The following is a 12,448-nucleotide window of genomic DNA, read 5'->3' on the forward strand; positions in this document are numbered from 1 at the left end:
GCATGACAGAACCGAGCATCACCGACGACAAGACGACCCAGACCGCAACCCAGACCGCAACCGCACCGCTCGCGACCACACTCGAGGCCTTGCGCGCCGCGCTCGGCGTCGACGCGGTGCGCGTCGGCGAGCAGATCGGCGAACGCGCGCTGACGGACTGGACGCGCCGCGAGCCGACGCGTCCGGCGGCGCTGCTGATGCCGCGCACGACCGACGAAGTATCGCGTGCGCTCGCGATCTGCCACGCCGCGCATCAGCCGGTGGTGCCGCAAGGCGGTATGACCGGACTCGCGGGCGGCGCGATCGCGCGCGCCAACGATATCGCGTTGTCGCTCGAACGTCTGGCCGGCGTCGAAGAACTCGACACCGCGTCGGCCACGCTGACCGTACGTGCCGGCACCACGTTACAGGCCGCGCAGGAAGCCGCCGAAGCCGCGGGCTTCGAACTCGCGCTCGACCTCGGCGCGCGCGGCTCATGCCAGATCGGCGGCAATCTCGCGACCAACGCGGGCGGCAATCGCGTGATCCAGTCCGGCACCGCGCGCGACCAGGTGCTCGGGCTCGAAGTGGTACTCGCCAATGGCGACGTGCTCAGTTCGCTCGGCAAGATGGTCAAGAACAACACCGGCTATGACCTGAAGCACTGGTTCATCGGGTCGGAGGGCACGCTCGGCGTGATCACGCGCGCGGTGTTGCGGCTGCATCCGCGACGTGCGGCGCGTCATACGGCGCTCGTCGCGCTCGACGATTACGATGCCGCGGTGAGCCTGTTGCGCCGTCTCGCGACGCGCTTCGGCAACGACATCGGCGCGTTCGAGATCATGTGGCCGGACTTCTACGATTTCGGCGTGAAGCTGACCGGCGCGCGCTCGCCGTTCGACGCCGCGCATCCGCTCTATGCGCTGATCGAACACGCGGGCTTCGATGCCGACGACGCTGGGGAACGTTTCGCCCAGGCGCTGACCGATGCGCTGCAAGCGGGCGCGCTGCGCGACGCGGTGATCGCGCAATCGGTCGCCGATGCGCGCGCGCTATGGGCGATCCGCGAATGCACCGCGGAGTTTCCGATCAAGCTCGATCCGATCAACTTCGACGTGAGTCTGCCGATCGGCGAGATCGGCACGTTCGTCGACCGTTGCCGCGCGGCGCTCGATCAGCGCTGGCCCGGCAACGAAGCGTATTTCTTCGGGCATATCGGCGATTCGAATCTGCATCTGACCGTCGATGGTCATTCGATCCCCGGCGTCGATCATCACGCGGTTTATGCGTTCGTCTACGAGATGCTGAGGCCGTTGCGCGGGTCGGTGTCGGCGGAGCATGGCATCGGTTCGCTGAAGCGCGAGTTCCTGCCGATTTCGCGCTCGCCGGCCGAGCTTGCCGCGATGGTCGCGATCAAGCGTGCGCTCGATCCGCACGGCATTTTGAATCCGGGCAAGCTGTTCTGAGTTTCGATGAGAAGCAAATCAACGACTTCTCCCTCGCGTGCAAGTCCACCATATTTTCACGATCAGCACATAAAGAACGATCGCCACAATCAGATCTATGGCCGTCATTGCGGCGATGTAAAGCAGTTCATAATCGGCCACTCCGAGCTTATCGGAGATTTCGATCAATATTTGCTGCTGCTCCAGCGTCATGGGTGATGGGTACGTGTGGACATATCGCACCGGTAACAAAAACAAAGCCAAAAAAAGAAACAGCTTGCAAAGTCTACGGGCAAGTGTCGCCAATTGTCGTTACCTCGATCCATCCGTAAGCGTGTAGCCCTGAACTTTGCGCCTCGCCTTTACGACAGGGTCGATACTAAGGTATTAATCGCGCCTCGTGATTTTGAGGTAATGGTCGAACAAATCCACGCAATATTGCGACACGCCGGCTTTTATCAAAATCTCTTGTTTTATGCCCGGCTTTATTGCCCGAATGCGTGGCGCATCGGCAATGCAGCCGTGTCAATGCGCATTCAGATAGCCGACGATCAACGGATAAACATCGACCGCCGCGTTCTTGCCGAAGATGCAGTCGATATGCCCATACCCCGGGATCAGATGCCGCTCGTACGGCTGCTCGGGGAAGCGCTCGCGCAGCAGGTCGTAAGTGCGCGCGGTGCTGACCGGCAGATAGGTTTCGTTCTTCTCGCCGTGAATGAAGCCGATCGGCAAACGCATGCCCTCGAGTCCTTTCATGCCGTCCGCGCCGGTCAGATACACGTCGTCGCCGCGCGCATCGACGACCTGGCCCGCGCGCACCATCGTGGCCAGATGCTGGAACACGGCCATGTCGTGAATGCCGAACAGTTCCTGCAGGTTCGCATGCAGCGCCTCGTTCAGCTTGTCGTGCTCGTAGAGCAGGCCATACAGGAACGTCGCGCGATGACAGATCGGATTGCCGCAGCCCTCGCCGTGATCGAGCGGATAGAGACGCAGCGCTTCGTCGAACAGGTTCGCGGGCCACGAATCTTCCTGCGTATAGGCGGTGAGCTCGCGTATGCGCAGATGCTGCATCAGGTCGGGAATATGCAAGCCGGCCTTGATCCGTTGCAACGTGCCCGGCACCGGATGCGCGGACACCTGCGAAATCACCGCCGAGCGCACGCCGTCGAGTCCATGGAGAAGCGACATGCTGAGCGCGAGGCCGCCCAGGCAGTGGCCGAGTACCTGAATGTTCGGCGCGCCGGTCACTTCGCGAATCTTCGCGACGGCGGCGGGAATGTCCTCGCGCGCGACTTTGTCGACGTTGGTCGGCACGAGCACGCTCGGCAGTTCGATGCTGACGCGCAGATCGACGAGCCACACGTCGTAGCCCGACGCGTACAGATATTCGACGAGGTTGGTCGGTATCAGATCGGTCGAGAAGATGCGGCTCGATACGCCCGAGCCGTGGATCAGCAGGATCGGCTTCGCGGCTTTGCCCGCGGCCGGATCGCAGTAGCGCGTGAGCTTGAGCCGCGTGCGGTCAGGTGTGTCGAAGTACGTGACCTGCGGCGCCGGCGCGCGCAGCGTGCGTTTCGCGCGCGGCGGTATGTATGGATCGTAGAACTGCAGCGGCGCGGCCACGCCGCCGTATTCGGTGAACAGCACGCCCGCGAAGAACTTGCCGAACTTCAGCGTCCATTCGAGGCGCGTCTTCAGGTCGGGCGCGTGTGTGACTTCGAGCGTGCGCTGCTGCTTCAGGAAGTTTTCGGGCGTGATGATCAGCGTCGCGGTGCCGACGACGGGCGCATCGTCCTGCGCCGCGGCGCGAATCTCCGCATACAGCGTGTTGGTCTGCTCCCACAGGTTGATCGGCGACGTGCGCGTGATGATCTTCTTGCCGGTCAGATACCAGGTGTTGCCTTCGACCGCGTCGAGCGTCATCCGGTAGTTCATGTTGCGTTCGTCGACGTCGGATTCGTCGACGACGAACAGGTTGAAGGTGCCGTCGCTGATCGTCAGCGGTTGGGCGGACAGGGCGGGGCAGGTCAGTGTGCCGGCGGTGCGCGCGAGGTGATTCGGGTTGCTCAGCATGTCGGCGAGATCGTCGGACTCGACCGTCAGCGTGAATTCGATCGGGCTCTTCGCGGCTTCGCCCGCCACGCTGGGCGTGTAGGTGCCGACCATCGTCTCGGTGAAGCGCAGGCCGATCTTCTGTGCGGGCGGCGCGGCGGCGGTGCCCTTCGACATGTAGTCGATCGACCAGGCGTGCGCTTTGGCCAGTAGCGCGCAATTGCGCTCTGCGAGCGCGGAGATGGTCAGGAGCGGATTGACGCCGAGCGACATCGGCATCACCGCGCCGTCCATCACGTAGAGGCCGTCGTGCACCGCGACGCCGGCCGTGCCGGTGAACACGCGGCCCAGATGATCGACCACGCCATGCGCGGCGTCCTCGCCCATGCCGCAGCCGCCGAGCGGATGCACGGTGACGGTGTGCCGGCCGGCGATCTTCGTCGAAATCGGGTTGCGCAGATATTTGCCGCCGAGCGGTTTGGTCGCCTCGATCAGCACGTTCTCGATGCTCTGGAAGATCGGCTGGCGTCCCGCGTTTTTCCATTCGATGCGCGCACGGCCTTTGTCGCCGACCGTGATGCGGCCGCTTTCGTCGTCGTGCGCCATCACGAGGTAGCTTTGCGTGTGATTCATCGCACCGTGGTACGGGCCGCGGATCAGGCTTTCGAGCGCACGCGCGTCATAACTCATGCGCTCGAGCAGCGACGGGGCTCCAGCCGCATCCACGCCTTCGAGCGGCGCGACCGCGCCGAGCATGCCGACGAGCGCCTCGCCGACCGCACCGGCCAGCGAGCCTTCCTCGATCACATAGCCATCCTTGACGTTTTTCCCGTCGGCGCGATTGTCGATCAGGCCGGTGATGGTCGGCCCGACCGGCGGAATCTGCCCCGGCTTGTGCTCGCCCCAGCCGACGCCGTTGATCGTGTCCCCGGTGTTGTACGCGAAGGCGAGCACGTCGCCGTTGCCGGTGAAATGCTGGCCGAGCATCTCCGACGTGCTCAAGCCCGCGTCGCGCGAGCGCAGCAGCAGCGCGGTCGAGCCGATCGTGCCAGCCGCGACGATGACGATGTCGGCCAGCACGAACAGATCGGGGGCGTCGTAGCTTTCGCGGCCGAGCTTCACGAGCTGGAAGTTGACCTTCCATTGCTGCGTGTCGGGATCGCGCAGCACCGAATGCACGGCCGTGCCGGTGAAAATCTGCGCGCCGTGGGCGACCGCGTCGGGCAGATAGTTCATGTGGGTCGAATTCTTCGCGTCGTAGTTGCAACCGGAGTTGCAATCGCCGCAACCGACGCAGCGCTGCTGCTCGACGCCCGCCGCGTTCGGACCGTCCTTGAACGTGACCGTGATCGGCGGACGGCTGAAGCGGTCGGCCATGCCGAGCGCCTGCGCCGATTTTTCGAGCGCCTGCAGCTTCGGCAGCGGCGGGAAGTCGTCGGGCACCGGCGACGGTGACAGCATTTTCCAGGCGAGCGCATAGCCGTCGTCGCGTCCGGCCTGGTCGGCGCGCAGCGCGGCCGGCCAGCGCGGGTCGTCCCACAGGCGCGGATCGGCCTCGAGCGCTACGTTCGCATTGATCAGAGACGTCCCGCCGAGCCCACAGCCCACCACCGCGTTGACGTCTTCATTTACGTGCACTTCGAGCAGCGCGAGCGGCGAACCGATCTGCGCCTCGGCCGTGTTGTACTGGATCTGCTCGGCGCCCTGCACGGGCGTGCGCGGATACTCGCCGGCCATGAATTCGCGGCCGCGCTCGAGCACGCACACGCGACGGCCCGCGCGCGCCATACGGCTCGCGGCGATCGCGCCGCCGTAGCCCGAGCCGATCACGACCACCTCGTAATGCCGTTGCAGCGCGGTTGGCGCGCTCGATAAGCGGTTCATCAGGACCACCTCGTCTGGAATCGGATGCGGGGAATGGAAGCTCGACTTCGGAACAAAGACGGCGTGCTGCGGGAGCTTTTTTATCGTAGGCGGAATATCGGCGCAAAAAAAGCGCGCCGTGGAGGGCGCGCCGAAGTCGTAGCGTGCGACGTTCAGGGCGGCACGACCGGCCGGCCGTTGCCGGGTGTACCCGGCCGTACGGGCATGCGCACTTATCGCGCTTCTTATGTGGCCTGTTGGTTATCCGAACTATTACGCGGCCACTTCATTGAATTCGCTATCGCTCGATTCCGCCGCGAGCAGATTCAGCGCAACCAGAATCGCCGCGCGATTGTCGACGTCGATCTCGATGCCGAGCGCGTCGGTGAGCCAGCGGCCGAGCTTGGTGTTGGAAAATTCCTCGGCGCCGGCCGTCTTTTTCATGGTGACGCCGAGTTTGACGGCGCGATAGTGATAAGAGGGCACCCGATGCTGAGCCGCGACCGCCGAAAGCCCGCCTTTGCCTTCGGAGCACCAGCCGAGGCTACCGGCCAGCACGATCCGCTCGGGTTCGTCGAGCCCTTCGATGAACTCGCGCGCCGCGCGCCGCACGCGCTGTTCGTCGAGGCCGTATTGCAGCAGCACGCTTTCCACCGGGTCTTCGAGCGCGTGCGCGTGCAGATCGATTTCCTGCGCGACGCCCTCGGTCTCCATCGACACATTGCGCTGATGGCACGCGCTGCGCAGGCAGTCGATCAGATAGCGGCGGAAATACGCGCATACCGCGTAGCTGTTGGACGGTGCGCTGTCGGCGCGCGCGTTCGTTTCGGTGTGGCCGGGCGCGAGGCGCAACACCTTCGCGTAGATGAACTGAGCGACCAGTTCTTCCTTGTCCTCGCCGAGCGCCTGCAATTCGAGCGGGTGGTAGGTCCGCAACGCGCGCTTGACCAGTTCGACCATCGACACCATTTCGTCCGCTGAGAGCCGGGTGCGCCTGCGCCACAGATCGGGGAGGATCGCGTCGTCGAGTTGGCGGGCGAACTCGTAGCTCGGGACTGCGCCCATGGAAAACCTCCGTCGGTCGGCAGGGAGCGCGGCGAGCCGCGGCGCGTGGGCCGCGAGTCGAGGGAAGGTGGCTGAAATGCCGCGCTGAAACGTGAATGCAGTATGGTTCGCGGCAAGGCCTTCGCCTATATGGATTAAGTGTTAGCCGATGGGTAAACTGCCGGGTAAACCTTCTGATGGATTGCTGACGATTCATTTGAGGAGCGGGCATTCGCCGTAGAATAGACCGCGCGGGCGGCGCGTTCCGTCGCCCGGTTCGACCCGCGATTGCCACGAAGCGCCGGAGCGCCGCCGCTTCGTCAGTGTTTCGTCTCAACGAAGTTGCCATGCCCGCGCGATAAAGCTGCGTGGGATCGGCGTAAGCGCTAACGCGCTCACGCCGATCGACAGAGGAGACCGCCCCATGCGGGCCGACCCGATCCAGCGTGCCATCGACGAAGACCTCGTGCGCGTGCTCTACGCGCAGGATCCGATCGCGTTCTTTTCGCACTGGTTTTCGATCGCGGTGCTGGTGGCGATCTACTGGCCGCATGTGCCGGCCCCGCCGCTGTTTATCGCGTGCTTCGTTTTTTATGCGCTCGCCAATTGCGCGGGCCTGGCGCTGTGGATTTGCAATCGCCGTTATCCGCAGCTCGTCTCGCCGCGCGACTGGATCTATCTGCACGCGCTGCGCGGTGTGCTCCTCTATAGCGGGCCGGGCTTCGCGGTGTGGTTCGCGTTCCAGAGTCCGCAAACCGATCTGCCGTTATTGCATACCGTGATGCTGGTGACGCTCGCGGCCGGCGTGTTCATGTCGAATGGGTTCGATCTCCTCAATTTTTCGACCTCGATTCCGTTTCTGCTGCTGCCGTCGATCGTGCTGCATTTCGGCTCGCATACGTTCGATCGCACGATTCTCGCGATCGTGCTCGCGTTCTTCTTCTGCGCGATCAACGTCTACGCGATGAGCTATCGCAAGCTGTTTCGCCAGGTCGTGCAGGCGCGTGTCGATCAGCAATACCTTGCGGAATCGCTGGCCGCGCAAAAGCGCGTCGCCGAAGAAGCGAGCCTCGCGAAGACGCGCTTTTTCGCGGCGGCAAGCCACGATCTGCGTCAGCCGCTTCATGCGATCGGCCTGCTTGCGGCATCTCTGAACGATCCGGTGGCGACGCCCGCGCAGCACGCGAAGACGGCCGGGCACATCGTCTACAACGTCGAGGCGCTCAATCAGCTGTTCAACCAGGTGCTCGATCTCGCGCGGCTCGAAAGCGGCGTGACCCAGGTGATCCGGTTGCACTTCCGGCTCTCCGAGCTGTTCGAACGGGTCGGTAGCCAGTATCGTCCGCAGGCCGCGGCGAAGGGGCTCGCGCTGCGCATCGCGCCTACGACGATGGTCGTCTACGACGATCCGGTGCTGCTCGAACGCGTGTTGAGCAATCTGCTGTCGAACGCGGTGCGTTATACGGAGCAAGGCGCGATCTGGCTCGGCTTGCGGCGCGCGGGGCGACAGAAGGGCGGCTATATCGAGGTGCGCGATTCGGGCGTCGGCATGGCGCCGCAAGAGCACGAGCGGATTTTCGAGGAGTTTTACCAGGTCGAGAATCCGCAGCGCGACGCGCGTCAGGGGCATGGGCTCGGGCTGCCGACCGTCAGGCGGCTCGTCGGCCTGCTCGGCGGCGAGTTGCAGCTGCGCTCGGCGCCGGGGCGCGGCTCGGTGTTCCGCTTTGCGGTGCAGGCGGGTGACGCGAGCGGCATCGTCGCGAGTCTGAACGATTCGGTCGCGGGCGGCCCGGCAGCGCAGGGGCGGCGCGTGCTGTGCATCGACGACGAGCCGTCGATACTCGAAGGCCTCGCGAGTCTGCTCGAGCGCTGGGGCTGCGACGTGCGCGGCGCGCGCGACGAAGCCGGCGCGCTCGCCGCGCTCGCGGACGGCTTCGTGCCCGACGCGGTGCTGTGCGACTACCAGCTCGCCAATCACCGCACCGGCGCGCAGGCGCTGAGCGCGATACGGGGCGTGCTTGCGCGGGAGGGGCACGGCAATGTGGTGACGCTGCTGATCACCGGCGATATGGCGTCGGCGGAACTGACGGCGCTCGCGTTGCAGGGGATTCCAGTGCTGCACAAGCCGGTGACGCCGGCGCGGTTGCGGCGCACGCTGGAAATGCTGTGGCAGCAGGCGGAGCTCGATCAGGGGCGGCCGGCGGGTGCGGTGGTGTTCGGGGGCGGAGCGCCGGACGACCCACCGCCATCGCCCGCCGCGGCCGGCTCGCCGCAAGCCGAAGCGGGCTCAGGGGCGCAAAGCGAAACGCAGCCTTAGAGGCGGGAAACCAAGACGGGTTGGGCTTGCGGCGCAGCACAAAGCGCTACAACGTCTTCCCGGCCTCCAGCCATCCATTGATTACGGCGATCGCCGTCGAGCGGTTATGCACACCGAGCGCCCGAAAGATCACCGACAGATGCACCTTCACCGTGCCTTCGGCGACGCCGAGATCGCGCGCGATCATCTTGTTGGTCCAGCCGCGATGCACGAGCCGCATGATGTCCTGCTGACGTGGTGACAGGTTCTCCAGCAGATGCTGCTGATGCGGCTGCAGCGACGGTACCTGCGTGACCGGTTCGAGCTGCGGGACGGTGCCGGGGCCCGGCCCGCGGACGGCTTGCGCGGCGGCGCCCGGGGCCGGCACACGTGCCGATCCATCCGCATCGGTGCCCGCGCAGCCGGCCGCCCGCGTCTCGCGCGAGCCGAGCAGACTCAGCGCCTCCATCGGCACATAGGCACCGCCGGACAGCACCAGCTCGATCGCCTTCAGCATCACGCTGGCGGGTTGGCGCTTGGGGACGAAGCCGAGCGCGCCGGCCGCGAGCACCGCGCGCATCTCGTCGGGCGATTCCTCGGCGGACAGCACCACCACCGGCAGCGCCGGATTCGCCTTCAGCAGCGTTTCGAGCGACGTCGCGCCGCTCATGCCCGGCATATGCAGATCGACGATCGCCAGATCGTGATTCGCGTCGGGGCGCGCGGCGGTCGCAAGGGTTTCCCAGCTGTCGGCTTCGTCGAACTGGGCGTCGGGATCGAAGCCGCGCAGCATGCCTTTGACGCCTTGCCGGATCAGTTCATGGTCGTCGGCTACAAGAAACTTCATGATGTCTCCGCGAGTCGAGCCTGTCCGTTGAGGGCTGCCGCCGTTGCGCATGCCGCAGTTGCAGGCTGCGCAGTTGCGCTGCGACGCGCGTGGCCGGCTGCCGGCATCGTTCGATGCGCTTCGTGATGTTAAGGCAGGTCTCCCGCGCATAGGTTCCGGCTTGCTACGTAGACGAGCCGCGCGCCCCGTTTTTGAAGCGCTGACGCGCCACGATCCGGAAGGTTATGCCCGCCGGATCGACACGGGTTCGCGCGCCGCTATCTGACCGCGAACAGCGTCGCATTCATCAGAAGCTTGAAGGCGAAGCCGAGCGACATCGCCGCGGTCACGCCGAAACACCATAGCGCGATGAACCAGAGCCAGCCCGGCAGTTTGCGGCTGGGCGTTGCGGCAGTGGCGGTGGGAGCCGACGCACTGGCACCCCGCGTTTCAGTGATAGTGATGTTGGTCGCCATGACGCACCTTGCCTCGAAAGACCCAGTAACCCATCGTCGTATAGGCGACGATGATCGGCAGGATCACCGCCGCGCCGGCCAGCGTGAACGTCTGGCTCGAGCGTGGCGCGGCGGCTTCCCATAGCGTGATGCTCGACGGAATCGCATACGGCCACAGACTCACGAGCAGCCCGAGATAGCCGAGCAGCACGAGCGCCAACGCGAGCGCGAACGGCGTGTTGTGATGGCGCGCGCGCACCGCGCGATGCATGAAGAACGCGCAGATCGCGACGAGGAACGGCACCGGTAGCAGACGGTAGAAGATCCCGTCATGGAACCAGCGTTGCGCGATGCCCGCATCCATCAGCGGTGTCCACAGGCTCACGAGCGCGATGAAGCCGAGCAGCACCAGCGTCAGCGGCCAGACCACGCGATGCAGCCGTCGCTGCAGATCGCCCTCGGTCTTCGCGATGAGCCAGCAGCAGCCGAGCAGCGCGTAGGTCGCGACGAGTCCGAGGCCCGTCAGCAGGCTGAACGGCGTAAGCCAGTCGAACGCGTTGCCGGCGTAGGCGCCATCGGCGACCGGAATGCCTTGCAGGAACGCGCCGAGCACGATGCCCTGGAAGAACGCCGCGCCGGCCGAGCCGCCGATGAATGCGAGGTCCCACAGATGCTTCGTGCGCCGCGACTTCGCGCGGATCTCGAACGACACGCCGCGAAAGATCAGGCACACGAGCATGAACACGAGCGGCAGATAGAGCGCCGACAGCACGGTCGAGTAGACGACCGGAAACACCGCGAACAGCGCGGCGCCGCCGAGCACGAGCCAGGTTTCGTTGCCGTCCCACACTGGCGCGACCGTGTTCATCATCAGGTCGCGTTCCTTTTCGTCGGGGAAGAACGGAAAGACGATGCCGATGCCGAGGTCGAAGCCGTCCAGCACGACGTACATGAAAAGGCCCAGCGCGATGATCGCGGCCCATACGACGGTTACGTCCATTTTTTCTTTCTCTCGAAGCGTAGGTTAGACGGCGTCGATCATCTGATCGGCGGCGGACAGCGGGCGGCGCGCGGTCTGCGCGGGCGTCGGCTGCGGCAGGCCGTGGGGCACGTCGTGCGACTTGCCGCCAGGCAGCGCGGGACCGGAGCGCATCAGCTTCAGCATGTAGTAGATACCGGTGCCGAACACGAGGAAGTAGACGGCCACGAACGTCATCAGCGACAGACCGACCTGCTGCGTGGTCAGCGGCGACACCGCCTGCGACGTGCGCATCACGCCGTACACGACCCACGGCTGGCGGCCCGCTTCGGTCGTGACCCAGCCGGCCAGCAGCGTGATGAAGCCGCTCGGCCCCATCGCGACGCACAGCCGCTGGAACCACTTCGCTTCGAACAGGCGCCCGCGCCGGCGCAGCACCCAGGCCGCGATCGACATCGCGATCATCAGCACGCCGAGGCCGGCCATGATGCGGAAGCTCCAGAACACGACGGTCGAATCCGGCCGGTCCTGAGGCGGAAATTCCTTCAGGCCGCGGATTTCGCCGTCCCAGCTATGCGTGAGGATCAGGCTGCCGAGGTGCGGCACCGACACCGCGTAGCGCGTGGTCTCCGCCTTCATGTCGGGGATGCCGAACAGGTTCAGCGCGGTGCCGCCTTTTTCGGTATCCCACAAGCCTTCGATCGCCGCGATCTTCGCCGGCTGATACTTGCGCGTATTGAGGCCGTGCTGATCGCCGACGAATGCCTGGATCGGCGTGAGGATCAACAGCAGCCACAGCGCCATCGAGAACATCTTCTTGACGGCGGGATCGCGCCGGCCGCGCAGCAGATGCCACGCGCCGACCGCCGCGACCACCAGCCCCGCGACGATGAACGCCGCGAGCGCCATATGCGCGAGCCGGTAGGGGAACGACGGATTGAAGATGATCTTGAACCAGTCGAGCGGCACGACATGACCGTCGACGACCTCGAAGCCCTGCGGGGTCTGCATCCAGCTATTGGACGCGAGAATCCAGAAGGTCGAGATCAGCGTGCCGATCGCGACCATCAGCGTTGCGCCGAAGTGCGCCCGCGGACTCACGCGCTGCCAGCCGAACAGCATGATGCCGAGGAAGCCCGCTTCGAGAAAGAATGCGGTCATTACCTCGTACATCAGCAGCGGACCGGTGATCGGCCCGGCGAAACTCGAGAAGCCCGACCAGTTGGTGCCGAACTGATAGCTCATCACGACGCCGGAGACGACGCCCATGCCGAAGGCCACCGCGAAGATCTTCGACCAGAACAGACAAAGATCTTTGTAGTAGGCCTTGCCGGTTTTCAGCCAACGCCATTCGAGAACGGCGATGAAACTGGCGAGACCGATGCTGAGCGCGGGGAAAACGATGTGAAAAGAAACGGTGAACGCGAATTGAATGCGCGCGAGATCGAATGCCGATAGTGCGGAGTTCATGATCCTGTTGTGCGTGATGGCCGCGTGAGCGGA

Annotated in this window: 9 protein-coding genes; 2 read left to right on the forward strand and 7 right to left on the reverse strand. The window is 65.0% G+C overall.

Going from position 1 to position 12,448, the window contains the following annotated elements:
• Positions 1-2: 2 nt before the first annotated feature.
• Complete coding sequence (locus OKW29_RS10970) at positions 3-1,445, forward strand: FAD-binding oxidoreductase (protein WP_429291060.1); 1,443 nt, start codon at positions 3-5, stop codon at positions 1,443-1,445.
• A gap of 18 nt (positions 1,446-1,463) precedes the next feature.
• Here OKW29_RS10970 and OKW29_RS10975 read toward each other — a convergent pair whose 3' ends face one another.
• From OKW29_RS10975 to OKW29_RS10985, 3 genes are all read right to left on the reverse strand, one after another.
• Positions 1,464-1,637, reverse strand: a complete 174-nt coding sequence (locus OKW29_RS10975; protein ID WP_429291061.1) for a hypothetical protein — start codon at positions 1,635-1,637, stop codon at positions 1,464-1,466.
• A 312-nt stretch (positions 1,638-1,949) separates the two neighbouring features.
• Positions 1,950-5,366: an alpha/beta fold hydrolase gene (locus OKW29_RS10980; RefSeq protein WP_429291062.1), complete on the reverse strand. Its 3,417-nt coding sequence runs from the start codon at positions 5,364-5,366 to the stop codon at positions 1,950-1,952.
• Positions 5,367-5,618: 252 nt separating this feature from the next.
• Positions 5,619-6,410, reverse strand: coding sequence for a hypothetical protein (locus OKW29_RS10985; protein WP_429291063.1), 792 nt, complete (start codon positions 6,408-6,410; stop codon positions 5,619-5,621).
• Between the two features lie 403 nt (positions 6,411-6,813).
• Between OKW29_RS10985 and OKW29_RS10990 the strand changes: the two genes are divergently transcribed.
• Positions 6,814-8,706 (forward strand): ATP-binding response regulator, encoded by a 1,893-nt coding sequence (locus OKW29_RS10990; RefSeq protein ID WP_429291064.1) that lies wholly within the window; start codon positions 6,814-6,816, stop codon positions 8,704-8,706.
• A 46-nt stretch (positions 8,707-8,752) separates the two neighbouring features.
• Here the strand turns inward: OKW29_RS10990 and OKW29_RS10995 are convergent, their stop codons facing one another.
• The 4 genes from OKW29_RS10995 to OKW29_RS11010 all read right to left on the reverse strand — a co-directional run bounded on the left by OKW29_RS10995 (position 8,753) and on the right by OKW29_RS11010 (position 12,415).
• Positions 8,753-9,532, reverse strand: coding sequence for a response regulator transcription factor (locus OKW29_RS10995; protein WP_184069179.1), 780 nt, complete (start codon positions 9,530-9,532; stop codon positions 8,753-8,755).
• Positions 9,533-9,789: 257 nt separating this feature from the next.
• On the reverse strand, positions 9,790-9,987 hold the full coding sequence (locus tag OKW29_RS11000) for a hypothetical protein (protein ID WP_184067254.1): 198 nt from the start codon (positions 9,985-9,987) through the stop codon (positions 9,790-9,792).
• On the reverse strand, positions 9,962-10,966 hold the full coding sequence (gene cydB / locus OKW29_RS11005) for a cytochrome d ubiquinol oxidase subunit II (protein ID WP_429291065.1): 1,005 nt from the start codon (positions 10,964-10,966) through the stop codon (positions 9,962-9,964). The genes OKW29_RS11000 and cydB overlap by 26 nt, the downstream gene beginning before the upstream one ends.
• 24 nt (positions 10,967-10,990) lie before the next feature.
• The gene (locus tag OKW29_RS11010; protein WP_429291066.1) at positions 10,991-12,415 is read right to left on the reverse strand and encodes a cytochrome ubiquinol oxidase subunit I; all 1,425 of its coding nucleotides are present in this window, start codon (positions 12,413-12,415) and stop codon (positions 10,991-10,993) included.
• Positions 12,416-12,448: the final 33 nt, after the last annotated feature.

It is taken from the genome of Paraburkholderia sp. CI3, assembly GCF_050436505.1.
Classification (GTDB): domain Bacteria; phylum Pseudomonadota; class Gammaproteobacteria; order Burkholderiales; family Burkholderiaceae; genus Paraburkholderia; species Paraburkholderia tuberum.